Annotated in this window: 26 protein-coding genes; 15 read left to right on the top strand and 11 right to left on the bottom strand. The window is 60.4% G+C overall.

Annotated features, from left to right (window positions below):
• Nucleotides 1-33: 33 nt before the first annotated feature.
• Nucleotides 34-2,382 carry a Tex family protein gene (locus tag GTP58_RS13900; protein ID WP_161077947.1) on the top strand — a complete coding sequence of 783 codons (2,349 nt, stop codon included), beginning with the start codon at nucleotides 34-36 and terminating at the stop codon, nucleotides 2,380-2,382.
• Nucleotides 2,383-2,394: 12 nt separating this feature from the next.
• Here the strand turns inward: GTP58_RS13900 and GTP58_RS13895 are convergent, their stop codons facing one another.
• Both GTP58_RS13895 and GTP58_RS13890 read right to left on the bottom strand, forming a co-directional pair.
• Nucleotides 2,395-2,904, bottom strand: coding sequence for a DUF2812 domain-containing protein (locus tag GTP58_RS13895; RefSeq protein ID WP_161077946.1), 510 nt, complete (start codon nucleotides 2,902-2,904; stop codon nucleotides 2,395-2,397).
• Nucleotides 2,901-3,221, bottom strand: coding sequence for a PadR family transcriptional regulator (locus GTP58_RS13890; RefSeq protein ID WP_161077945.1), 321 nt, complete (start codon nucleotides 3,219-3,221; stop codon nucleotides 2,901-2,903). The genes GTP58_RS13895 and GTP58_RS13890 overlap by 4 nt, the downstream gene beginning before the upstream one ends.
• A gap of 130 nt (nucleotides 3,222-3,351) precedes the next feature.
• On the opposite strand from GTP58_RS13890, the gene grxD reads away from it, so the two are divergent.
• Nucleotides 3,352-3,663: a Grx4 family monothiol glutaredoxin gene (grxD, locus tag GTP58_RS13885; RefSeq protein WP_072783240.1), complete on the top strand. Its 312-nt coding sequence runs from the start codon at nucleotides 3,352-3,354 to the stop codon at nucleotides 3,661-3,663.
• Complete coding sequence (locus tag GTP58_RS13880) at nucleotides 3,656-4,270, top strand: UbiX family flavin prenyltransferase (protein ID WP_072783238.1); 615 nt, start codon at nucleotides 3,656-3,658, stop codon at nucleotides 4,268-4,270. Before grxD ends, GTP58_RS13880 begins: the two co-directional genes overlap by 8 nt.
• On the opposite strand, the gene GTP58_RS31065 is transcribed toward GTP58_RS13880, so the two are convergent.
• Nucleotides 4,267-4,437 carry a hypothetical protein gene (locus tag GTP58_RS31065; protein ID WP_167544269.1) on the bottom strand — a complete coding sequence of 57 codons (171 nt, stop codon included), beginning with the start codon at nucleotides 4,435-4,437 and terminating at the stop codon, nucleotides 4,267-4,269. The genes GTP58_RS13880 and GTP58_RS31065 overlap by 4 nt on opposite strands.
• A gap of 229 nt (nucleotides 4,438-4,666) precedes the next feature.
• The gene (locus GTP58_RS13875; protein WP_072783236.1) at nucleotides 4,667-5,074 is read right to left on the bottom strand and encodes a hypothetical protein; all 408 of its coding nucleotides are present in this window, start codon (nucleotides 5,072-5,074) and stop codon (nucleotides 4,667-4,669) included.
• 303 nt (nucleotides 5,075-5,377) lie between these two features.
• Between GTP58_RS13875 and GTP58_RS13870 the strand changes: the two genes are divergently transcribed.
• From GTP58_RS13870 to GTP58_RS13845, 6 genes are all read left to right on the top strand, one after another.
• Nucleotides 5,378-5,764, top strand: a complete 387-nt coding sequence (locus GTP58_RS13870) for a MerR family DNA-binding transcriptional regulator (protein ID WP_072783234.1) — start codon at nucleotides 5,378-5,380, stop codon at nucleotides 5,762-5,764.
• Nucleotides 5,765-5,830: 66 nt separating this feature from the next.
• A complete protein-coding gene (locus GTP58_RS13865; protein WP_161077944.1) occupies nucleotides 5,831-7,015 on the top strand; it encodes an isovaleryl-CoA dehydrogenase in 1,185 nt (394 codons plus the stop codon).
• 17 nt (nucleotides 7,016-7,032) lie between these two features.
• Nucleotides 7,033-8,865, top strand: coding sequence for a bifunctional isocitrate dehydrogenase kinase/phosphatase (gene aceK, locus GTP58_RS13860; RefSeq protein ID WP_161077943.1), 1,833 nt, complete (start codon nucleotides 7,033-7,035; stop codon nucleotides 8,863-8,865).
• Complete coding sequence (locus GTP58_RS13855; RefSeq protein ID WP_161077942.1) at nucleotides 8,858-10,057, top strand: acetyl-CoA C-acyltransferase; 1,200 nt, start codon at nucleotides 8,858-8,860, stop codon at nucleotides 10,055-10,057. The genes aceK and GTP58_RS13855 overlap by 8 nt, the downstream gene beginning before the upstream one ends.
• The gene (locus GTP58_RS13850; protein WP_161077941.1) at nucleotides 10,057-10,725 is read left to right on the top strand and encodes an SDR family oxidoreductase; all 669 of its coding nucleotides are present in this window, start codon (nucleotides 10,057-10,059) and stop codon (nucleotides 10,723-10,725) included. The genes GTP58_RS13855 and GTP58_RS13850 overlap by 1 nt, the downstream gene beginning before the upstream one ends.
• A 91-nt stretch (nucleotides 10,726-10,816) precedes the next feature.
• A complete protein-coding gene (locus GTP58_RS13845; protein ID WP_161077940.1) occupies nucleotides 10,817-11,944 on the top strand; it encodes an acyl-CoA dehydrogenase family protein in 1,128 nt (375 codons plus the stop codon).
• Between the two features lie 47 nt (nucleotides 11,945-11,991).
• Here GTP58_RS13845 and GTP58_RS13840 read toward each other — a convergent pair whose 3' ends face one another.
• The 7 genes from GTP58_RS13840 to GTP58_RS13810 all read right to left on the bottom strand — a co-directional run bounded on the left by GTP58_RS13840 (nucleotide 11,992) and on the right by GTP58_RS13810 (nucleotide 18,513).
• Complete coding sequence (locus GTP58_RS13840; RefSeq protein WP_161077939.1) at nucleotides 11,992-12,597, bottom strand: flavin reductase family protein; 606 nt, start codon at nucleotides 12,595-12,597, stop codon at nucleotides 11,992-11,994.
• A gap of 10 nt (nucleotides 12,598-12,607) precedes the next feature.
• Nucleotides 12,608-13,519, bottom strand: a complete 912-nt coding sequence (gene lepB / locus GTP58_RS13835) for a signal peptidase I (RefSeq protein WP_161077938.1) — start codon at nucleotides 13,517-13,519, stop codon at nucleotides 12,608-12,610.
• Nucleotides 13,516-14,802, bottom strand: a complete 1,287-nt coding sequence (locus tag GTP58_RS13830) for an arsenic transporter (RefSeq protein ID WP_161077937.1) — start codon at nucleotides 14,800-14,802, stop codon at nucleotides 13,516-13,518. Before GTP58_RS13830 ends, lepB begins: the two co-directional genes overlap by 4 nt.
• On the bottom strand, nucleotides 14,796-15,266 hold the full coding sequence (locus tag GTP58_RS13825; protein WP_161077936.1) for an arsenate reductase ArsC: 471 nt from the start codon (nucleotides 15,264-15,266) through the stop codon (nucleotides 14,796-14,798). The genes GTP58_RS13830 and GTP58_RS13825 overlap by 7 nt, the downstream gene beginning before the upstream one ends.
• Complete coding sequence (locus GTP58_RS13820) at nucleotides 15,263-15,562, bottom strand: helix-turn-helix transcriptional regulator (protein ID WP_072783661.1); 300 nt, start codon at nucleotides 15,560-15,562, stop codon at nucleotides 15,263-15,265. The genes GTP58_RS13825 and GTP58_RS13820 overlap by 4 nt, the downstream gene beginning before the upstream one ends.
• Before the next feature lie 357 nt (nucleotides 15,563-15,919).
• Nucleotides 15,920-16,837, bottom strand: a complete 918-nt coding sequence (locus GTP58_RS13815; protein ID WP_161077935.1) for a YihY/virulence factor BrkB family protein — start codon at nucleotides 16,835-16,837, stop codon at nucleotides 15,920-15,922.
• A 20-nt stretch (nucleotides 16,838-16,857) separates the two neighbouring features.
• On the bottom strand, nucleotides 16,858-18,513 hold the full coding sequence (locus GTP58_RS13810; RefSeq protein ID WP_161077934.1) for an ABC transporter substrate-binding protein: 1,656 nt from the start codon (nucleotides 18,511-18,513) through the stop codon (nucleotides 16,858-16,860).
• Nucleotides 18,514-18,611: 98 nt separating this feature from the next.
• Here GTP58_RS13810 and GTP58_RS13805 point away from each other — a divergent pair, with 98 nt between their 5' ends.
• The 6 genes from GTP58_RS13805 to GTP58_RS13785 are packed head-to-tail and all read left to right on the top strand — an operon-like array spanning nucleotide 18,612 to nucleotide 23,731.
• On the top strand, nucleotides 18,612-19,850 hold the full coding sequence (locus GTP58_RS13805) for a nucleoside recognition domain-containing protein (RefSeq protein ID WP_161077933.1): 1,239 nt from the start codon (nucleotides 18,612-18,614) through the stop codon (nucleotides 19,848-19,850).
• Nucleotides 19,834-21,330, top strand: a complete 1,497-nt coding sequence (dacB, locus tag GTP58_RS13800) for a D-alanyl-D-alanine carboxypeptidase/D-alanyl-D-alanine-endopeptidase (RefSeq protein WP_308937362.1) — start codon at nucleotides 19,834-19,836, stop codon at nucleotides 21,328-21,330. Before GTP58_RS13805 ends, dacB begins: the two co-directional genes overlap by 17 nt.
• Nucleotides 21,331-21,385: 55 nt before the next feature.
• The gene (locus GTP58_RS31925; protein ID WP_373924738.1) at nucleotides 21,386-21,613 is read left to right on the top strand and encodes a HipA family kinase; all 228 of its coding nucleotides are present in this window, start codon (nucleotides 21,386-21,388) and stop codon (nucleotides 21,611-21,613) included.
• A gap of 2 nt (nucleotides 21,614-21,615) precedes the next feature.
• Nucleotides 21,616-21,912 (top strand): HipA family kinase, encoded by a 297-nt coding sequence (locus GTP58_RS13795; RefSeq protein WP_161077932.1) that lies wholly within the window; start codon nucleotides 21,616-21,618, stop codon nucleotides 21,910-21,912.
• On the top strand, nucleotides 21,909-22,757 hold the full coding sequence (locus GTP58_RS13790) for a DUF3037 domain-containing protein (protein WP_255490696.1): 849 nt from the start codon (nucleotides 21,909-21,911) through the stop codon (nucleotides 22,755-22,757). The genes GTP58_RS13795 and GTP58_RS13790 overlap by 4 nt, the downstream gene beginning before the upstream one ends.
• Nucleotides 22,754-23,731, top strand: a complete 978-nt coding sequence (locus GTP58_RS13785) for an aldo/keto reductase (RefSeq protein ID WP_161077930.1) — start codon at nucleotides 22,754-22,756, stop codon at nucleotides 23,729-23,731. Before GTP58_RS13790 ends, GTP58_RS13785 begins: the two co-directional genes overlap by 4 nt.
• Nucleotides 23,732-23,762 lie beyond the last annotated feature (31 nt).

The raw sequence follows: 23,762 nt of genomic DNA, 5'->3' as shown, positions 1-23,762 counted from the left end.
TATTCCGGGCTTGTCTGTCTAGGAATCACCACCATGTTGCCTTCCATCGAACAACGTCTCGCCCTGGAACTTGCCGCCAAACCGGCCCAGGTTGCCGCCGCCATCGCCTTGCTGGACGAAGGCGCCACCGTGCCCTTCATCGCGCGTTACCGCAAAGAAGCGACCGGTGGCCTGGATGATACCCAACTGCGTCTGCTCGAGGAACGGCTGCGCTACCTGCGCGAGCTGGAAGACCGCCGCGCCAGCATCATCGCCTCGATCACCGAGCAAAACAAGATGACACCAGAGCTGTTAGATGCTGTCATGCACGCGGAAGACAAGACCCGGCTGGAAGACTTATATCTTCCATACAAACAAAAACGCCGCACCAAGGCGCAGATCGCGATTGAAGCGGGCCTGGCGCCACTGGCCGACGGCCTGCTGGCCAATCCCGATCTGAACCCGGAAACCGAAGCCGCCAACTACCTGCGCGAAGCCTTCACCACCAACGACGGCAACAACCCGGGCGTGGCCGACACCAAGGCCGCGCTGGACGGCGCCCGCCAGATCCTCATGGAACGCTTTGCCGAAGACGCTACTTTGTTGCAATCCTTGCGCGAGTACGTGCAAGAGCATGGCATTGTTGAGTCCAAAGTCATTGAAGGCAAGCAAGAAGAAGGCGAGAAATTTGCCGACTACTTCGATTATTCCGAGCCGCTGGGCAATGTCCCATCGCACCGCGCCCTGGCGCTGATGCGCGGCCGCCGCGAAGGCGTACTGGATGTGTCGCTGCGCCTGGACTCCGAACCGGAAAAGCCAAAATGGGACGCGCCGCACAACCCGTGCGAAAGCCGCATCGCCGCCCGTTTCGGCATCAAGAGTGCGGGCCGGCCGGCCGACAAATGGCTGTCCGACACTGCCCGCTGGACCTGGCGCGTGAAGAGCTTCATGCATCTGGACACTGAACTGATGGGCGCGCTGCGCGAAAAATCCGAGCTGGAAGCCATCAACGTCTTCGCGACCAATCTGAAAGCCTTGCTACTGGCGGCCCCTGCCGGCCAGCACGCCACCATGGGCCTGGACCCGGGCCTGCGGACCGGCGTCAAAGTGGCGGTGGTGGATGCCACCGGCAAGGTGGTCGATACCGCCGTGATCTACCCGCACCAGCCGAAAAACGACTGGGAAGGTTCGCTGCACACGCTGGGCAAGCTGGCCGCCAAGCACAATGTGTCGCTCATTTCGATCGGCAACGGCACCGCCTCGCGTGAAACCGACAAGCTGGCGCAAGACCTGCTCAAGCGTTTCCCGGAGCAGAAAATGAACAAGATCGTCGTGTCCGAGGCAGGCGCTTCGGTGTACTCGGCGTCCGAATACGCATCGAAAGAGCTGCCCGAGATGGACGTGTCGCTGCGCGGCGCCGTCTCGATTGCGCGCCGCCTGCAAGACCCGTTGGCCGAGCTGGTCAAGATCGATCCGAAATCGATCGGCGTTGGCCAGTACCAGCATGACGTTTCGCAAACCCAGCTGGCCCGCACGCTGGACGCCGTGGTCGAGGATTGCGTGAACGCCGTGGGCGTTGACGTCAACACGGCGTCGGCGCCGCTGCTGGCGCGCGTGTCCGGCCTGTCGTCCTCGGTGGCGACGGCGATTGTCACCTACCGCGACCTGAAGGGCGCGTTCACCTCGCGCGCGGCGCTGAAATCCGTGCCGCGCCTGGGCGATAAGACCTTCGAACAGGCGGCCGGCTTCCTGCGCGTGACGAACGGCGAGAACCCGCTGGACGCCTCAGCAGTCCACCCGGAATCCTACCCGGTGGTGGAAAAAATCCTGGCCGACATCCAGAAGGACATCAAGGGTGTGATCGGTGACGCCGCCCTGATCAAGCGTCTGCAGCCAGCCAAGTACGCCGACGACAAATTCGGCGTACCGACCGTGACCGACATTCTGAAAGAACTGGAAAAACCGGGCCGCGATCCACGTCCGGAGTTCACCACCGCCACCTTCAAGGAAGGCGTGGAAGAAATCAAGGACTTGCGTCCGGACATGATTCTGGAAGGCGTGGTGACCAACGTCGCCGCGTTTGGTGCGTTTGTTGACATCGGCGTGCACCAGGACGGCCTGGTCCACATCTCGGCGCTGTCCAACACCTTCGTCAAGGATCCGCACACGGTGGTGAAGGCCGGCCAGGTGGTGAAAGTCAAAGTGCTGGAGGTGGACGAAAAGCGCAAGCGCATCGCCCTGACCATGCGCCTGACCGACAGCGCCCCGCAAGCCGGTTCGCAGCCGCAGCAACGCGGCGACCGTAATGACCGCCGCGCCATGGGCCAGCAACAAAAACAGCAGACGCGCGAACCGGCCATCGGCGGCAGCATGGCGGCCGCTTTCGCCAAGCTGCGCGGCTAGGCAGCTAAGCGGCTAAGCGGACTTGAGGGCAGCGATGCGCTGCCCTAGCCGTATCGCGCTGTAGGCGGCAATCGCGCCAAAACCCAGCGACAGCCAGTTCAGCATCGACAGGGCCAATGGCGCGCGGCCCCAGTCGGTCCACTGAAACAGCAGCAGGAGCTGCGCCACTGTCATCGCCACGCAAGGCACCAGCAAGCGCCGGTAGCGGCGCAGCTTGTCTGCCGGATCGGTGAAGATTTCTGTGACCTGCCCCGCCGCCACCGGCTTGCGCCAGCAATGCCAGCCGCCGTTGGCAGCGACATATTCCCAGCCGGCATCCTCCAGCAATTGACGGTAAGCAGGCTCGAAGTTGTTAGGCCACGGGTCCCAGCGGTACGCCACTTGCGCTGGCGCACCACGCTCAAACGTATAGATATCCAGCCAGTTGACTGAACGTAAATGCCAGCCTTGCGCCGCCATCTGCTGCAGCCAGGCGCCATGCTCATCGTCCTGACAGGCAAACCAGAGTTTGAACTTTCTCACTTTGTCTCCTTGAGTCGCGCTGCACTGTCCACCATGATTTCCAGCCGCCGCACCTGCTCGGCCAGCACCGACCGGCCCAACGCCGTCAACGCATACACCTTGCGCCGCGCTTCTTCCGCCACCATGACGATCAGGGCCTGCTTCTCCAGGGTGCCAAAGATGCCATACAAGGTGCCTGGCCCCAGCGCGACACTGTCTGCGCTCAGGGCGGCCGTCTGCTGCATGATGGCGTAGCCGTGCAGCGGCTGCTGGCTGAGCGCCAGCATCACGTAAAACGTTGCTTCGGATAGAGGCAGATATCTGGCGAGGTCGCTCATGTATCGTATTTCGCTATATCGGATGTCGATATAGCGAATAATACCCTGATTTTTTGCCCTGTCAAACACGTGGAAGGCGCATTTCTTATAAAATGCCGGTATTCCACATCTTTACCCATTAGAGGCAGCTATGAGCGACGTACAAACCTGGATCAAAGAAACCGTGAGCAACACCCCGGTGGTGCTGTTCATGAAGGGCACCGCCCAGTTCCCACAATGCGGCTTCTCCGGCCGTGCTATCCAGATCCTGAAAGCGTGCGGCGTTGAAAACATTGCCACCGTCAACGTGCTGGAAGATCCGGAAGTGCGCCAGGGCATCAAGGACTACTCGAACTGGCCAACCATTCCGCAGCTGTACGTCAAAGGCGAATTCATCGGCGGTTCGGACATCATGAACGAGATGTTTGAGTCGGGCGAACTGAAGGCCCTGCTGGATGCCTGATAGGCCGCAGCCAGGCGCGTCCCGGCGGATTATTATCGCCATCACCGGTGCCACTGGCGCGGTGTATGGCGTGCGTCTGCTGCAACATTTGCAACATCTTGCAGGCGTCGAGACCCATCTGGTGATCTCCGACGCCGCAGTCCTCACCCTGCACCAGGAAACTGGCTTGCAGCGGCGCGAAGTGGAAGCCTGTGCCCACGTGGTCCACAAAGTACGCGATATTGGCGCATCGATTGCCAGCGGCTCGTTCCAGAGCGACGGCATGGTGATCGCCCCGTGTTCCATGAAAACCCTGGCGTCGGTGGCCCACGGCCTGTCCGACAACCTGATCGCGCGCGCAGCGGACGTGGTGCTCAAGGAGCGCCGCCGGCTGGTGCTGATGGTCAGGGAAACGCCGTTCAATCTCGCGCACCTGCGCAATATGACGGCTGTCACGGAAATGGGAGGGATTATCTTCCCGCCGCTGCCAAGTTTCTATCACAAGCCGCAAAGCATCGAAGAGATGGTCGACCACACGGTAGCCCGCGTCATCGACCTGTTTGGCATAGAACATGCGCTGGCGCCGCGCTGGGCGGGCCTGAAAGGTGCCGCTGGCGCAGACGCTTAGCGTTTGTCGTAGTAGGAACTGCTGGCGCGCTTCATTTCGCGCGCTTCTTCCACCATGCGGCGGTGGGCGATGCGCTTGCGCATCACTTCAGCGTGCTGTTCGGCAGTCATGGGCGGGGCAGTCATCAGGTCTTTCAGCTGCGCGACATTGCTGTAGTTGCTTTTCATTAGACGGCTCAAAGCTGACTCCCCAGAAAAAAGGTACTTCCTTATTGTGCCTCAAAACCGTGTCGAAACCATGACATTTGACAAAGATAGAAAAAATAAAAAGGGCGCAACCTTGGTTGCGCCCGAATCCGAACAAAAACTGGGAAACCGTTAAACCAGTTTCATTAAAATGCACCGCAAAGGGGCGCGCAGCTGCTCAACAGTGCTGCGTATTACTACGCAAAAATGACTACTTTTGGTAGTTAACCCGTACCAGCATACGGATAAATTCCCGTGCAATCTGGCGGTGATGCTCGTCCAGACGCTGTAAATCCGCGATCAGCTTGACGTCGGCCGATTCAAAGCGCGACAGGCTGCCGGCGTTGTCGCTGGCGGGTGCGCCTTCTTCCGGGCCGCCAAAACGCAACCATTCAGCAGGCACGCCCAGCCACTGGGCGATCATACGGAGCTTCTCCTGCGTCGGAATTGCCTCTCCTACCAGCCATTTACGGGCGGCGTGCACGGTAATCGGCCGGCCATCAAAACGAATATTGAATTCGCGCGCTAACCGGGTGGGGCTGTCGGGCGAGTAGTGGGCGTTCTTAAGTGCCTGTTGCAGGCGCTGGCTAAAGCTTTCGCGTTCATTAGAGGAATTCATATTTGCACTATTTCACGTTGCGTCATGAAAGTCAGTCTCTGCAAGGGCCGCTGCAATTGTGACGTTTTGAGATTTTATAGTTGACATTCTATCCGCTGGCTAAAGCAACTTCGGTAGTCTAATGGGGCAAATTTTATTCGGTGGGAAGCGATGGAGCGTTATCATGCTGCCGCGTTGGGTTTCACGTCGCACGATACCACTTCAGCTGCTCACCAGTCACGATTTGCCACCAACTCTACGTTTGGCCACAGTGTTTCGCGCTACAATTCACTTTACGTTAACGTAAACGCCAATCCAAATAATATGTCTACCTACACCATCACCGAACTGGCCCGCGAATTTGACGTCACGGCACGCGCGATCCGCTTTTACGAAGACCAGGGGCTGCTGAGTCCATCGCGCGAAGGCGCCGGCGGCCGCAACCGCGTGTACACCGGCCGCGACCGCACCCGCCTCAAGCTGACTCTGCGCGGCAAGCGCCTGGGCCTGTCGCTGGCCGAGATCAAAAGCCTGGTCGACATGTATGAAACACCCAAGGATTCAGCCGCCCAGATGCACCGTTTCCTGACCGTGCTGGGGCAGCACCGCGAAACGCTGGAACAGCAGCGCGAAGACATCGAAATGTCGCTGGCCGAAATCCAGGCGCACGAAGACGAGTGCCAGCGCCTGCTGGCCGCCCAGACTGCTTGACGTTTACGTTAACGTCACATCGGCGTATCATAGCTGCTCCAAACCCTACAGAAGAATGAGGATGACATGCTCCATCTCCCAGGCCTGACCTTTGACCACGGCGAGGACATCGCCGCCCTGCGCGAAGCCGTGCAGCAGTTCGCCGCCGCCGAAATCGCGCCGCGCGCCGCTGAAATCGACCGCAGCGACCAGTTCCCGATGGACCTGTGGCGCAAGATGGGCGAACTGGGCGTACTCGGCATCACCGTGCCGGAAGAGTACGGCGGCGCCAACATGGGCTACCTGGCCCACATCGTGGCGATGGAAGAAATCTCGCGCGCCTCGGCGTCGGTCGGCCTGTCCTACGGCGCCCACTCGAATCTGTGCGTCAACCAGATCAAGCGCAACGGCACCGAAGCGCAAAAACAAAAATACCTGCCCAAGCTGATCTCGGGCGAGTACATCGGCGCGCTGGCCATGTCCGAGCCAAACGCCGGTTCCGACGTCGTCAGCATGAAGCTGCGCGCCGATTTCAAAGGCGACCGCTGGGTACTGAACGGCACCAAAATGTGGATCACCAACGGCCCGGACGCCGACGTGCTGGTGGTCTACGCCAAGAACGACCTGGAAGCCGGCCCGAAAGGCATGACCGCCTTCCTCATCGAAAAAGGCTTCAAAGGCTTCTCCATCGCCCAGAAACTGGACAAGCTGGGCATGCGCGGCTCCCACACCGGCGAGCTGGTGTTTGAAGATTGCGAAGTCCCGGCCGAGAACGTGCTGGGCGGCCTGGGCAAGGGCGTCAACGTGCTGATGTCGGGTCTGGACTTTGAACGCACCGTGCTGTCCGGCGGCCCGCTGGGCATCATGCAGGCCTGCATGGACGTGGTGGTCCCCTACATCCACGACCGCAAGCAGTTCGGCCAGCCGATCGGCGAATTCCAGCTGATGCAGGGCAAGATCGCCGATATGTACTCAACCATGATGGCCAGCAAAGCCTACGTCTACGCCGTCGGCCAGGCCTGCGACCGCGCCACTTCGCCCGAGCAAATCCGCAACCTGCGCAAGGACGCCGCTGGCGCCATCCTGTACAGCGCCGAGAAAGCCACATGGATGGCCGGCGAAGCGATCCAGACGCTGGGCGGCAACGGCTACATCAACGAGTATCCGGTCGGCCGCCTGTGGCGCGACGCCAAGCTGTACGAGATTGGCGCCGGCACCAGCGAAATCCGCCGCATGCTGATCGGCCGCGAGCTGTTCGCCGAGACCAAGTAAGGCGGGTAGACGCCGCCATGACCCAGGCTGCCTTTCCGAAGCTGCTGCGTTCGCAGATTGCGTTCGACATCGCGCACACCATCCGCGACGGTTTCGACAAGCACTACCGGCTATTCCGCGCGACCAGCAAGGAAGCCCGGCAGCACTTCGAACGCGGCGCCTGGGCCGAAGCGCAAACCGCCGCGCGCGCGCGCATCGATTTCTACGACCAGCGCGTGCAGGAATGCGTGCAGCAGCTCGAGGACGAATACGATCCGTCCGACCTCACCGATGAAGTGTGGCGCGAACTCAAGCTGCACTACATCGGCATGCTGTCCGATCACAGACAGCCGGAGCTGGCCGAGACCTTCTTCAACTCGGTGTGCTGCAACATCCTGCACCGCAGCTACTTCAACAACGAATTCATTTTCGTACGGCCGGTGGTGTCCACCGAATACATCGAAACGGCCGAGCCGCGTCCGACCTACCGCGTCTACTACCCGGCGGCGGACGGCATGCACTTCACGCTCCAGCGCATCATCACCAACTTCCAGCTGGACGCGCAATTCGCCAACCTCACGCGCGATGTCGAGCAGGTGGAAGCACGCCTCCAGGAACTGTACGGCGATGCGCGCCTCGAGCCGAACCACCAGATCCAGGTGCTATCGAGCCTGTTCTTCCGCAACAAGGGCGCTTACATCGTCGGCAAAAGCATCAACGGCAACCGCGTGTATCCGTTCGTGGTGCCGATCCTGCACAACCGCCACGGCGAGCTGATACTCGATACGGTGCTGTGCGACCCCGAGCAAATCGCCATCCTGTTCTCGTTTACGCGCGCCTACTTTTTGGTGGACATGGAAGTGCCATCAGCCTTCGTGCAGTTCCTGCGCACGCTGATGCCGCGCAAACCGCGCAGCGAGATCTACACCATCCTCGGCCTGCAGAAGCAGGGCAAGGCGCTGTTCTACCGCGACTACCTGCAGCACCTCAAGCATTCGTCCGACCTGTTCGACATCGCGCCCGGCATCCGCGGGCTGGTGATGCTGGTGTTCGCGCTGCCCTCCTTTCCCTACGTGTTCAAGGTCATCAAGGACTTCTACCCGCCGCCAAAGGAAACCACGCGCGCGCAGATCAAGGAGAAGTACCTGCTGGTCAAACATCACGACCGCGTCGGCCGCATGGCCGACACGCTGGAATACTCCAACGTCGCCTTCCCGCGCAACCGCTTCAGGGAAGAACTGATCGCGGAGCTGAAGCAGTTCGCGCCATCGCTGGTGGAAGAAGAGGGCGATCAGCTCATCATCAGACACCTGTACATTGAGCGCCGCATGGTGCCGCTCAACCTGTGGCTGACCGAGAAGGAAAACGACGACGCCCAGCTGGAACATGGCGTGCTTGAATACGGCAACGCCATCAAGGAACTGGTTGCCGCCAACATCTTCCCCGGCGATATGCTGTACAAGAATTTCGGTGTCACGCGCCACCAGCGCGTGGTGTTCTACGACTACGACGAAATCGAATACATCACCGACTGCAAATTCCGCGCGATACCGGAACCGCGCAACGAGGAAGAAGAAATGGCCTCGGAGCCGTGGTACCCGATCGGCAAACACGACGTCTTCCCCGAGCAGTTTGGAAGCTTCCTGCTGGGGAATCCAAAGATCCGCAAGTACTTCCTGAAACACCACGCAGACCTGCTCACGCCCGAGTACTGGCAGGCGCGCAAGCAGCGCATCGAGCAAGGCCTGGTGGAAGATGTCTACCCCTACCCGCAGCACATCCGCTTTTATCACAAAGAGTTATCGAACATCCCGGCGGCGGGTTCTATCCCCCTCCCGCCACCCTTTATGGAGACCTTAGAAAATGAATGATCCTATCGTAATCGTTGGTGCAGCCCGCACCCCCATGGGCGCCTTCCAGGGCGACTTCTCCGGCAAATCCGCGCACGACCTGGGCGCCGTGGCGATCCAGGCTGCGGTCGAACGCTCCGGCATCGACGGCAAGCTGGTCGAACACGTCTACTTCGGCAACTGCCTGATGGCGGGCCAGGGCCAGGCGCCTGCACGCCAGGCCCTGTTGAAGGCAGGCCTGCCAACATCGACCGGCGCCGTCACGCTGTCGAAAATGTGCGGCTCGGCGATGCAAGCCACCATCTTCGCGCACGACCAGCTGGTCGCTGGCAGCGCTGACGTGGTGATCGCCGGCGGCATGGAGTCGATGACCAACGCACCGTACCTGATTCCAAAAGCACGCGGCGGCTACCGCATCGGCCACGGCATGATGTTCGACCACATGATGTACGACGGCCTGGAAGACGCCTACTCGCGCAACGAGAAAACCGGCGAAGGCCGTTCGATGGGCACCTTCGCGGAAGAGTGCTCGGCCAAGTACGCATTCACGCGCGAAGCACAGGACAACTTCGCCATCGAATCCGTGAAGCGTGCGCAGGTCGCCACCAGCGAAGGCTACTTCAAATGGGAAATCGCCCCAGTGACCGTGACCTCGCGCGCTGGCGACAGCGTCATCGAAAAAGATGAAGGCCCGCTCAAAGCCAAGGTAGAAAAGATCCCGACTCTGCGCGCAGCGTTCAAAAAAGACGGCACCATCACCGCAGCCTCGTCGTCGTCGATCAACGACGGCGCTGCCGCACTGGTCCTGATGCGCGAATCGAAAGCCAAGGAACTGGGCCTGACGCCGATCGCCCGCCTGCTCGGCCACGCCACCTTCGCACAGGAACCGGACTGGTTCACCACCGCCCCAATCGGCGCGATTGAAAAGCTGTACAAAAAAGTCGGCTGGAGCACCAAGGACGTTGACCTGTTCGAGATCAACGAAGCCTTCGCTGCCGTGCCGATGGCTGCCATGCACGACCTGGACATCCCGCACGACAAGGTCAACATCCACGGCGGCGCTTGCGCGCTGGGCCACCCAATCGGCGCCTCGGGCGCGCGCATCATCGTCACCCTGCTGGGTGCACTGAAACGCACCGGCGGCAAGAAAGGCGTGGCAGCGCTGTGCATCGGCGGCGGCGAAGCAACCGCCGTGGCAGTGGAGCTGATTTAATGCCGACAGCGTTAGTCATCGGCGCCTCGCGCGGCATCGGCCTGGAACTGGTCAAAGAGTACCGCGCCGATGGCTGGCGCGTGATCGCTACCGCGCGCAAGCAGGAAGACTGCGACGCACTGGTGGCGCTGGGCGCCGAGCCGCACAAGCTGGATGTGAACAACGTCGAAGCCGTGGCAGGCCTGGGCTGGAAGCTGGATGGCGAAGAGCTGGAAGTCGCCATCCTCAACGCGGGCCTGTACGGCCCGCGCCACGATGGCTTCCCGACGGAGACGGACTTCAACGCCGTGATGCACACCAATGTGCTGGCGGCCATGCGCCTGCTGCCGGTCATCGCACCGATGGTGAGTGCGGCTAAAGGCAAGCTGGCCGTGCTGTCCTCGCGTATGGGATCGCTGAGCGAGCGTAACTCGCCCAGCGGTTCGCTGTACCGCGCCAGCAAAGCGGCATTGAACTCCGTGCTCATCGACACCGCGCTGGTGCATGGCAAACAAGGCGCGACCTGCGTCGCCATCCACCCCGGCTGGGTACGCACCGACATGGGTGGTGACAGCGCAGATCTCTCGGTAGAAGAGAGCGCAGCAGGCATCCGCAACACGCTGGCCGGGTTAAAGGCATCCGAAACCGCCGTCTACCGCAACTACGACGGCACGGAAATCGGCTGGTAAAGACGCACCCCGCACAGCCAGGCGGGGTCTGACCCGGTACGGGGTCAGACCCCATGCAACGGTTTGCGGGTTAACGATAAAACGAGACAACATGATACTGAGCCAGGAACACGAAATGATCCGCGACGCCCTGCGCAGCTTTGCGCAGGAGCGTCTCGCCCCCAACGCAGCCCGTTGGGACAAAGAGCATCACTTCCCGAAAGAAGAACTGAAGGAACTGGCGGCGCTAGGCGCCTTCGGCGTCGCCGTGCCCGAAGAACTGGGCGGCGCGGGCATGGACTATGTGTCCCTGGCTCTGGTCCTGGAAGAAATCGCGGCAGGTGACGGCGGCACGTCCACCATCATCTCCGTCAACAACTGCCCCGTATGCAGCATCGGCATGATGTATGCCAACGCGCAGCAAAAAGAACAATGGCTGCGCCCACTCGCGCAAGGCGACATGCTGGGCGCCTTCTGCCTCACCGAGCCACACACCGGCAGCGACGCCGCCGCCCTGCGCACCACCGCCACGCGCGATGGCGACCATTATGTGCTGAACGGCGTCAAACAATTCATCACCAGCGGCAAGCACGCCGACGTCGCCATCGTCATGGCCGTTACCGACAAAGCCGCTGGCAAGAAAGGCATCAGCGCCTTCTGGGTGCCGACTTCCACGCCAGGCTACATCGTCGCCGGCATCGAACACAAAATGGGCCAGCACTCGTCCGATACCGCGCAAATTCTGTTTGAAAACTGCCGCGTACCGGCAGCAAACCTGATCGGCGAAGAAGGCCAGGGTTACAAGATCGCCCTGTCCGGCCTGGAGGGCGGCCGCATCGGCATCGCCTCGCAATCGGTCGGCATGGCGCGCTCCGCCTACGAAGCAGCGCTGAGCTACGCGCGCGAACGCGAAAGCTTCGGCAAGCCGATCTTCGAACATCAATCAGTGCAATTCAAACTGGCGGAAATGGCGATGCAGATTGAAGCTGCGCGCCAGTTGATCCTGCACGCGGCGTCCATGAAAGATGCCGGCCGCCCATGCCTGAAAGAAGCCGCCATGGCCAAGCTGTTCGCCTCCGAGATGGCGGAGAAGGTCTGCTCGGACGCCATCCAGATCCACGGCGGCTACGGCTACGTCAGCGACTTCCCGGTGGAACGCATCTACCGCGACGCCCGCGTATGCCAGATCTACGAAGGCACGAGCGACATCCAGAAAATCCTGATCGCCCGCGCACTCTGACTGCCGTGGTACGTGCCGTACCTGCCACTGGTCTTGATGCAGACGTTCTATGGATTACCGCTTTCGGGGGAATGACGGATGGTGTCTGCGGCGACTGCTTCGCCGATGGCGTAGAAGTTTCCACCTGCGATGTAGTGCAGGCTACGCCATTGCGGATCGGCCTTTTCGAAAGCCCAGTGACCGTTCTGGAATACGCGGTCATCCGCATACGCCGCCACGATTTCACCGATGAACAGATCGTAGACCTGTTCATTGCGCGGCTCCGGCAGCACCTTGCAAATCATCCACGCCGACGAACCGGCGACCAGCGGCACGTCATAACCCTGCACACGGAACAGCTCAACGCCAGCCCTGGCCAGCTTGTCCGGCGTATCATTCGCGCTGCTGTGACCAACATCATAGGTCAGCTGCAGCTGCGCCATGTTCGGCACCTGCAGCACAAAGTAGCCGCTCTTCTCCACCAGCGGACGCGTGGCCGTCGCCTTGTCCAGCACCACCGTCACCTTGGGCGGCGAGAAATCCAGCGCGCACGACCACGCAGCCGACATGACATTATCCACGCCCTCATGGCTGGCCGACACCAGCACCGTCGGCCCATGATTCAACAGCCGATATGACTTCGTCAATTCCACCGGCTTGATATGCTGATCCACTTCTGGCTCCTTAATTGCGCGGCATGGCGACGTACACCACCTTGCCAATCACCGCCTTGGCTGGCACAAAACCCCAATAGCGGCTATCCATACTGTTATCCCTATGATCACCCATGACAAAGTAACTGGAGGCTGGCACCGTGCAGCTCAAGGTCTCGCCATCATCCGTACACTGTGACGGAGTAGGATAGATGCCTGGCGCCTGCCGGGATGGTTTGTCATCCCAGATCAAAATGTCATGCTCAACCTGGTCCAGCTTTTCGCGATAGCGCTTCAGGTATACCAGCTTCTCATCATCCAGATACTCGTCCAGCTGCTTACCACGTATATCAACGCCATTCACCAGCACATGCTTGTCGCGGTAAACGATTTTGTCGCCAGGCAGGCCCACTACGCGCTTGAGGTAAGTCTGGGTTGGATCAACCGGATAGTCAAACACGATGATGTCACCCCGTGACATGGGTACCGACACTGCGCCGTGGAACAGCTGAACGCCCATCGTGCCGTAGTGGCCGTAGCCCCACTTCTGCACCAGTACATTCGCCCCCACCGGCAAAGTCGGCTTCATTGCAGATGAAGGAATCTTGAATGGCTCATACAAAAACACGCGCCACGTCAGCGTAATGATTCCCCAGGCCGCCGCCAATGCGAGCAAGCCATACCAGCGCGTATGCCATGGGCGCGCTTCCTCGCCACTGCGTTGACCACTTAAACGCCAGGCCAACCATACCCACACAAGCAACAAGACCAGTGATAACAGACCAAACACAATCTGGGTATCAGGCAGGAAAAAGCTGGCGGTCCCCAATACCACTGTCAGGACAAAACTGATCAGCGCCCAGCGCAGTGATCCCAGATATAAAAACGCCAGCGGTGCGACCAAAATGCTCAGCACCACTGCGATCCATTTTTTAGGTTTCAAAAAATCTCCAGACGAATTGCCAAAGCCGCTAAGGTGACAAACAATACCGGCAAGGTCAAGCATATGCCGACGCGGAAGTAGTAGCCCCACGAGATACGCGTGCCTTTGTTGGCCAGCACGTGCAGCCACAGCAGCGTGGCCAGGCTGCCGATCGGCGTGATCTTCGGCCCCAGGTCGCTGCCGATCACGTTCGCATAAATCATCGCTTCGCGGACCGCGCCCTGGGCTGTGGTGGCGTCCACCGACAACGCACCAACCAGTACCGTCGGCAGGTTGTTCATAACCGACGACAGGATGGCCGTCAAAAAGCCTGTCCCCATGGCCGCACCCCACACGCCATACTGCGCGCACCAGTCCAGCGCTGCGGTCAGATATGAGGTCAGGCCGGCATTGCGTAAGCCGTACACCACCAGGTACATCCCCAGTGAGAAAATCACGATCTGCCACGGCGCATGCAGCAGCACCTCGCGCGTGGAGATGCGATGACCGCGCGCCGCCACGACCAGCAGCACCAGCGAGCCCACCGCCGCCACAACGCAGATCGGCACGCCCATCGGCTCCAGCACAAAGAAACCAACCAGCAGCAGCGCAAGCACCCACCATCCCGCAATAAAGGTCGGGCGGTCATGGATGGCCAGCGCAGGTTCCTTGATCTGATTGACGTCATAGTCCACCGGAATATCGCGGCGGAAGAACCACATCAGCACCGCCAGCGTCCCTGCCACCGCGACAAAATTCACCGGCACCATCACCGCCGCGTAGCGTACAAAGCTGATGCCGAAATAGTCCGCCGAAACGATGTTGACCAGATTGGAGACGATAAGCGGCAGACTCGCCGTATCGGAAACGAAGCCCGCCGCCATCACAAACGCCAGCGTCGCACGCGCGGAAAAGCGCAACGGACGCAGCATGGCAATCACGATCGGCGTCAAGATCAGCGCCGCGCTGTCGTTGGCAAACAGGCCCGAAACCACCGCCCCCAGCAACACCAGCAGCACGAACAGGCGCTTGCCGCTACCGCCACCCCAGCGCGCCACATGCAGCGCGGCCCACTCAAAGAAGCCGGCCTTGTCCAGCAACAGGCTGGTGATGATGATGCACACCAGCGTCGCCGTCGCATTCCAGATGATGTGCCAGACAACCGGAATGTCGCTGACATGGATCACCCCTGCCAGCAACGCCACCACCGCGCCCAGGGAAGCGCTCCAGCCGATGCCCAGGCCGCGCGGCTGCCAGATCACCAGCACCAGCGTGGCGACAAAAATCAGTACCGCGCTCAGCATGCCGCACCCAGCGTGCCAATATGTTCCAGCGCCTGCTTATCCAGCATGCAGTCCGCCGGCAACGCCAGAAACGCCTCGATGCGCGTACGGATAAGTTGATAGGCACGCTCAAATGCCGCTTCAATTTCCGCCTCCGTGCCTGCCACATGGCTCGGGTCTTCCACACCCCAGTGCGCGCGCAGTACCGGGCCGAGATAGGCCGGACAGGTTTCGCCAGCGGCACTGCCGCACACCGTGATCACCACCTCCGGCGTCACCGGCAAATCGTCCCACGACTTGCTGTAATAGCCGTCGGTCGAAATCCCTTTGCGATGCAGTAGCGCTACCGCCCGCGGATGCAGCTGGCCCGCCGGCTGGCTGCCAGCGCTGATCGCTTTCCATCCAGCCGGCGCCAGATGATTGAAGATCGCCTCGCTCAACACCGAGCGGCAGGAATTTCCCGTACACAGAAAAAGAAGGTTCATGGTTTGCATGGAGCGCCGCCGCAGCAGTTTTCAGTTAAAAAATTGATCAAGCCATTCATCGCGCCGACGTCCGCCGAATAGATGACATAACGGCCATCCTGGCGCGAGCCGATCAGGCCAGCATGCGTTAATTCTTTCAGATGGAAGGACAGGGAAGATGGCGCAATCTCGAGCCGCTCGCCGATTTTGCTGGCAGCCAGCCCGGCCGGCCCGGTCTGCACCAGCAGCCGGAACACAGCCAGGCGGCTTTCCTGCGCCAGGGCCGCCAACGCGGCCAGTGTTTGCTTGGTATTCATGCAGGCCATGCTACCGCAAACAATTCGACATTTCAAATAATATTGAATTATCAGATTAAAAAAAAGCCCGCATCTCAGCGGGCTTCGTTCCAATGTATTACCTATGCTTTAATCGCGCCGGGCTCCAGGGCTATCTGCCAAGTGAGGCGGCTTTCTCAGACGCCCATGCTATCTGCATAGTGCCTCTGACGTGTAAATCGACCAACGTATTCGGAATTACAACTCCAGCTTCTGCGTCACCTGCACCTACGAACTTACACAACTCGCTGGCGCGGCGCATCGGCCGGATGTGGGACTGTTTGCAGGCAAACCTCAACCACGAACGTAGTGTACCACAGATTTTGTGCAACGCACAAATTATTTTATTTGTGTCGCTTCGGTGGTCAGCGGCTGCGCCGCACGCTGCGGACGCTCGCGGCCCACCCGTTCAAATTCGGAAATCACCTGGGCGCCAAACAGCAGCAAGGTCGCGCCGATCTCCAGGCTGAACATGACGACGATGGCGGTCGTCATCGAGCCATACACCACGTTCACCTGCGACAGCGTGGAGAAGTACCACACCAGGATGCGCCGCGCGATTTCCCACAGCAGCGCCGCCGTGACGCCGCCGATCAGCGCATGCCAGATCGACAGCCGGCCCACCGGCATCACCAGATAAATCGACGACAGCACCAGCACCTCGCCCGCCAGTCCCAGCAGGTACAACAGCACGCCCGACACGCCATTCAGCGACCAGTGATAGCCGAACAGCCAGACGCTTTCCTCGCCAAGCACCTGCAAGCTGCCCGCCACCAGCGTCACCAGCAGCATGCCCGCACCCAGCGACAGGATGTAACAGTAAGGCATGATGGCCGAGATCAGGAAGTGCCTGCGGCGTATCGCCACGCGGTGCTTAAAGATCACGCTCATGGCGTTTTCCAGCACCGTGAACGCCAGGGAACTGAAGAACAGCATGCTGACCACCAGCACGCCGCCGACCAGGTCGCGATGATCGAGGAAATGCCCGACCTCGGCCACGATCGGCTTCGACTGTCCCGGCACCAGCCAGTTCAGATAGCGCCCCACCGTCAGCAGCAGCTCTTCCTGATTAATCACGTGCGACAGCGCCACCACCACCAGCATCAGCAGCGGCACGATGGAAAGCAGCGAGTAATACGCTACCGCGCCCGCCAGCAGCAGGCCTTGATTGGCGCGAAAGCCCTTCAGGCATTGCACCGTGAAATCCATGGGATGGCTGGCCACATAGGCCAGCGCCCTGCGGTTAAGTAAATTCATGCTCTCATTTTAAGCACAGCTCAGTGTGCGGTATGTGCGTCGACGTCCAGATAGCGCCAGTTGGTGAACTCCACCGGATGGCGGCGGTAATTTTTGAGCCACGGCTGCTGCAGATCGGCGGAGATGGGATGCGTCAGCAATACCCATGGCGTGTAGGCATGGATGATCTGCGCCAGCTCATCATACAGGGCAGTGCGCTGCGGCGACTCCCCCATCAAGCGGGCTTGCTCGTAGCGCTGGTTGTATGCCGGCAGATTGAAACGCGCATAGTTGGCGCGGCCGGCGTTGGGGCCGTAGAGCAGCTGGTAGAAGTTGTCGCCATCGGGGAAGTCGGCCACCCAGTTGGTCTCGAACATCATCACGGCGCCGAGCCGCGAGGCTTTGATGATTTCCGTTTTCTTGTCGCTTTTGAAGCTGACCTTGAGGCCGATCGCATTCAGGTTCTTACGCCACAGTTCATCGCGCAGGCGGCCGACGGTGGAAGACTCGCTGTGCATCACCAGCATGAGCGGCTTGCCGTCGGGCTGCATGCGAAAGCCGTCCTGGCCTTTGCGGTAACCGTAGCGGTCCAGCAAGGCATTGGCCAGTACAGGATCGTAGGTGACCGGACTGCGGTAATCTGGATCGTAGCCGCGCACATTCGGCGGCAGCGGCGTGACGGCAGGCAGGGCCAGGCCTTTCTTCATGACGCTCACGTCTTCGGCGCTGTTGTAGCCCAGCGCGATGGCGCGGCGTAGCGCCACCTTCTGCTTGCTGTAGCCGCCGATCAGCGGGTCGTCCATGTTCATCCACATGTAATAGGTTTGCAGGACGGGGAAGGGCGCCAGCACGATGCCTTTGCGCGCAAGTTCGGGCTTGAGCCTGGCGTCGGACGTCAGCACCATTTCCTTCATCGATTCCGGCAGCTGCTCCAGGAAATCGAATTCGCCATTCAGGAAGCCGAGCACGCGCGACTGGTATTCCTCGACGATCTTGATGTCGATGCGGTCCAGGATCGGCAAACGCTTGCCCTCAAATTCGGTGGGCCGGAAGTCGCGATTGGCCAGCAGGACGATCTGGTCGCTGTGCTTCCAGCTGCCGATCCTGAACGGGCCGGTGCCGACCGGATGATTGCCAACCTGCGCGCCATACGCCTCCACCACCTCGCGCGCCACCACACCGGTGGCGGGCATGGCCAGGTAGAACAGAAAATTGGGATCGGCAGCCTTGAGGCGGATACGCAGCGTGAATTTGTCGACGGCCTGCATGTCGGCCACGCCATCGAACAGATACAGCCACGGCGACTTCAGCACAGGCTCGTAGAGCCGTTTGAAGCTGTAGAGGTAGTCGTCCGCCGTCACCTGGCGCCGCCCGGCTTTGAAGGCCGCATCTGGCGTGAAATAGACGTCCTGGCGCAGATGGAAGGTGTAGGTCTTGCCATCGGCCGTCACCTCGGGCATCGCGGCCAGCGTGTTGGGGATCAGTTTGACCGGCCGGGCGAGATAGTCGTAGCGCAGCAGCGGATCGAACAGGTTTTCGAGCAGGCTGAGACTGGCGACGTCCGATGCCACCGCCGGATCGAGCGCGGTTTCCCCGGTGCTGAGGAAGGCGTGGAGCACTTTGGGCTCGGCAAGAGCTCCCGCCTGCGCGGGTGCGACGGCTATCGCCAGCATCATCGCTGCACAAATTTTCAGCATCCGCCCCATGGCACCTCGCACCGTAAAGCGGCAGCTTATAACTTTTTGGGCAGGCTTACCCGCTATACTTTGCAAATCACTTACCGCACACAAGAAAAATGTCGCTCAATTACATCTGGTCTGGCTTCTTCCTGGTGGGATTTCTGGCCGCGCTGGCACAGTTCCTGTTCATGGGCGACACGGAGATTTTCAAGCGCATCATCGACGGCACGTTCGACTCCGCCCGCACCGGCGTGATGGACATTGCCCTGCCGCTGGCCGGCGTCATGACGCTGTGGCTGGGCATCATGAACATCGGCGAGAAAGCCGGCGCCATCGACCTGCTGGCAAAACTGATTGCGCCCTTCTTCTCGCGCATTTTCCCCGGCGTGCCGTCTAACCATCCGGCCACCGGCCATATGGTGATGAACTTCTCGGCCAACCTGCTGGGCCTCGACAACGCCGCCACACCATTCGGCCTGAAAGCCATGGAGAGCCTGCAAACGCTCAATCCGAACAAGGACGAACCGACCGACGCGCAGATCATGTTCCTGGTGCTGCACACCTCCGGCCTGACCCTGATCCCGCTGGCCATCATGGCGCAGCGTTCGATCCTGGGCGCGGCCGATCCGTCCGACATCTTCATTCCCTGCATGGTGGCCACCTATGTCGCCACCATGACCGGCATCATTGCCGTCGCCATCCGCCAGCGCATCAACCTGTTCAACCGCGTGGTGGTGGGCTGGCTGGGCGGCATTACCGCCTTCATCGTCGGCGTGATCTGGTACTTCACGCACTACCTGACCAAGGCCGAAATCGAAGTCACCTCCAAAGTCTTCAGCAACCTGGTGCTGATACTCGTGATCGCAGGCTTCATCATTGGCGCGCTGCGCAAGAAGGTCAATGTCTACGAAGCGTTTATCGAAGGCGCCAAGGGCGGCATCCAGACCTCCATCACCGTGATTCCCTACCTGGTCGGCATGCTGGTGGCCATCAGCGTGATCCGCAATGCGGGCCTGCTGGGCTTTGTGGTGCAGGGCTTCAGCTGGCTGTTCAACCACCTGGGCGTCAATACCGACTTCGTCCCGGCCCTGCCGACCGCGCTGATGAAACCACTGAGCGGCAGCGCCGCCAAAGCCATGATGATCGACACCATGCAGACCTATGGCGTCGATTCCTTTGTCGGCCGCCTGGCCTGCGTGTTCCAGGGTTCGGCCGATACCACCTTCTACATCGTCGCGCTGTATTTCGGCTCGGTCGGCATACGCAAGACGCGCTACGCGATCTCCTGCGGCCTGATCGCCGACTTTGCGGGCGTCATTGCTGCGATTGCGGTTGCCTATGTCTTCTTCCACTAATATGTTACGTCGTCTTGTACTCTCCGCGCTGCTGATTGCCGGCGCAGCCGGCCATGCTGCCGAACTGCCCGAGCCTGTGGCAAAACTCATGCAATCGTCCGGCATTCCACCGGAGGCGGCCGGCATCATCGTCATGCGCGGCGACACCACGCTGATTTCGCATAACCCCACGCAGAGCATGCAGCCCGCATCCACCATGAAGCTGTTCACCGCGATGACCGCGCTGGAGCAGCTGGGGCCTGTATTCCGCGGCCGCACGGAATTCCGCAGCGGTGCCGATGTGGTCAACGGCGTGCTGCAAGGCGATCTGATTCTGCGCGGCGGCGCCGATGCAGACCTCAACGAAGACGCGCTGTCGCACATGCTGCAAGCCTTGCGCAACCAGGGCATCCGCAAAATCAAGGGCGACATCCTCATCGACCGCCAATTGTTCCAGCCATCGCGTCCCGATGCAGGCCAGCCGCCGTTTGATGAATACCCATGGGCGTACTACAACGTCATTCCGAATGCGGCCCTCATCAACACCAACCTGCTGAAAGTCGAAATGCGCTCCACCGCCGACAAGCTGTCGCTGGTGATGATGCCGGAGCTCGACAAAGTCAGCATCCGCTCCGAGATGAAACTGAACGACGCACCATGCGCCGCGTGGGAAAACGGCTGGCGCTCGCCCGACTACACACGCAAGGGCGACCGCATCGAAGTCATCCTGCACGGCAGCTTCCCGAAAGACTGCATCAAGTCGACCAGCATCAACGTGCTCGATAGCCAGGACTACCTGGCCCGCCTGCTATTGGCCGAATGGCGCAAGCAGGGCGGCAGTCTGAGCGGAGAAATACGTGACGCCATGCCGCCCGCCGCCGATGCCGCACCGGCGCCTACCACGCGCCTGCTGGCGGAACACGTCTCGCGCACGCTGCCGGAAGTCCTGCGCGACACCAACAAGCAATCCGACAATACTCTGGCCCGCACCGTCTTCCTCAGCCTGGGCAGCCTGGAAACCGATCCCGCACTGGGCAGCCGCCCGCTGCCGCCAGACGCCAACCAGGCCAGCACCGCGATGCGCGCCGAAACCGCGATCCGCGCGTGGCTCCAGCAGCACAGCATCGATGGCAATGGCCTCGTGATCGACAACGGCTCCGGCCTCTCGCGCACCGAGCGCGCCACGCCGGCGCAACTGGCCGGCGTGCTGCAAGCGGGCCTGAAAAGCCTGTGGATGCCGGAGTTCATGGCCAGCCTGCCCATCGCCGCCACCGACGGCACCATGCGCCGCCGCCTCAAGGACAGCCCGGCCGCGCAGCGCGCCCGCCTCAAAACTGGTAGCCTGACCGGCGTTATCGCCATCGCCGGCTACGTCATGGACGCCAACAACCGCCCATGCACCGTGGTCGCCATCCTCAACGATCCGCACGTCGCCAACGGCGCCGGCCGCGCCGTACTGGATGCCCTGGTGGACTGGATCGCCCGCACCACACAGCCTTAGTTTCCTGTGAATAATTCGCGTAGAATATTTTGGCCACCGGAGCGAGGAACCACCGATGTCCTTAACCGTTATCGAGATATTAGGCCGATCCCAGGAAGGCCAAACTCAACCGTACATCTGCCGATGTGATGACGGTGAGGTATATTTTGTCAAAGGCAGGTCTGCCAACCGCGATGGGCTGATCAATGAATGGATAAGCGCAAGACTATGCACCGCCTTGCACTTACCCATTGCACCGTATGCCATCGCAACGGTCCCGGAAGAGCTAATCGAGGCAGATTGAAAATGATCGACCATAACCTCGCATTTGACGATCAGTTTGACGCAACAGCCTTTTTCCAGATGCACGTCTTTTCCGAAGAAACAAACCAGCTATTTAGCGACTTTCTGCTACGCGACAGCTATCGTGATCGCCTCGCACAAGCATTGGAAAACTGGACGGATATTTGTGATACGCTTCCAAAGGAATGGTGCTTTATCGATCACGAGAAAACTATTCCTGTGCAATACCCTTTTGATGACGTCAAAGCTCTGCTGGACCGCGCCTTAACGGACGCCTTCTGGCAACTACCGCCAACATGAAAACTGCTTGCCATTACGCTGTGGCCCGGTTCATGCCCTTTATTGAGACCGAGGAATTTGTCAATATTGGCTTGGTGTTGTTTGCACCAGGCACGCGCTTTTTTGGATTCAAGCTACTCGGTAACAGGTTCGCTCGCGTCACCAACTTCTTTGAGGGCTTGCATCCCCAGGTTTTCAAGGCAGCGATGAGCAGTCTTCGCGACGAACTTGAACGGCTTTCGTCGTTGCACGGACAACCTGGCGCCTTAACAAAAGAGGGTCAGTTGGCGCTGTGGACGGAGTTGACCAAGCCACGCGAGACGATGCTACGCTTTGGCGATCCACGCGTTGTATTGGCAGATGACTGCCAGGCGAAGCTGGCAGAGCTTTATGATTATTACGTCGGCCATAATTTCGCAACCAGGGAATACCAGGAAAAGCTGTTGGAGCGCACCGTTAGCGGATGGTTACGTTCAGCAGGACTGCAGAATCAATTTCATCCAGCGCGCATCGGTAACGACGACTATCACGCACACTTTCCTTTTGTAGCGGGCCCGGAGGATCTTCCCGAAAAGGTTATTAAACCGCTCAATCTGAATTATGCGGACGCTGCAAAAATAATAGATCACGGCGGACAGTGGCTCTATCGCATAGACTCATTGAGGAAACGCGATCTCCTGCCCACCGAGGTACTCTTCTCCGTGCAAGGTCCCTCGTACCAAGAACTGTCTCCACGTAGCCGTGCAAGGGATGAGATCGTCGCAGAACTACAGTCACGCGACATTCTGGTTGTTCCTCATGGCGCTTCGCAACCCATTATCGAGTTCGCACAACATGGCGGCCTCAATCATAGCTACAGCAGATGAAAAAACGTACTCTAGGAACACAAGGATTAACCGTCTCTGCCGAAGGGCTGGGCTGCATGGGCATGAGCTTCGCCTATGGTGCGGCGGATGAAACGGAATCCATCGCCACGCTGCACCGCGCGATTGAACTGGGCGTTAACTTCTTCGATACGGCGGAAGTCTACGGCCCTTACACCAACGAAGAGCTGTTGGGCCGTGCGTTCAATGGCCGCCGCAGTGAGGTCATCCTCGCCACCAAATTCGGCTTCGACATCCGTGACGGCGCCAACGTCGGCGTCACCAGCGATCCCCAGCAGATCCGCGGCAAGGTGGAAGGTTCGCTGCGCCGGCTCGGCACCGACTACATCGACCTGCTCTACCAGCACCGCATCGATCCCAATGTACCCATTGAAGAAGTGGTTGGCGTGATGGCGGAGCTGGTCCGTGAAGGCAAGGTGCGCTACATCGGCTTGTCCGAAGCCGGTATCGCCAACATCCGCCGCGCGCACGCCGTGCATCCCATCTCTGCGCTGCAAAGCGAATACTCGCTGTGGGAACGCAATCTGGAAGCGGACATCATTCCCGTGCTGCGCGAACTGGGCATCGGCCTGGTGCCATTCAGCCCACTGGGCCGCGGCTTCCTGGCCGGCACCGCCAGGCGCGCAGAAGACTATCCGCCGAGCGATTTCCGTCACCAGGACCCGCGCATGCAGGGCGCTAACTTCGACGCCAATATGCAGGCCGCGCAGGTGGTGCGCGACATGGCCGCCGCGCGCGGCGTCGCGGCGGGCCAGATCGCGCTGGCGTGGGTGCTGCATCAGGGCGACGATATCGTGCCGATTCCCGGCACGCGCCGCCGCAGCAACCTGGAACAGAACGCGGCTGCGGTGGACCTATCCCTCAGCGCCAGCGACCTCGCCACGCTCGCCAGCGCGCTGGCCCAGGTGGCAGGCCCGCGCTACAGCCAGGAACGCATGGCCACGGTGGACCGCTAATCTGCATCGACGTCCATTTCGGGCACGCTTG

Source organism: Duganella sp. CY15W, from assembly GCF_009857555.1.
GTDB lineage: Bacteria > Pseudomonadota > Gammaproteobacteria > Burkholderiales > Burkholderiaceae_D > Rugamonas > Rugamonas sacchari.
The sequence above is the reverse complement of the archived record's forward strand: the minus strand, read 5'-3'. Positions and strand labels throughout refer to the sequence as shown.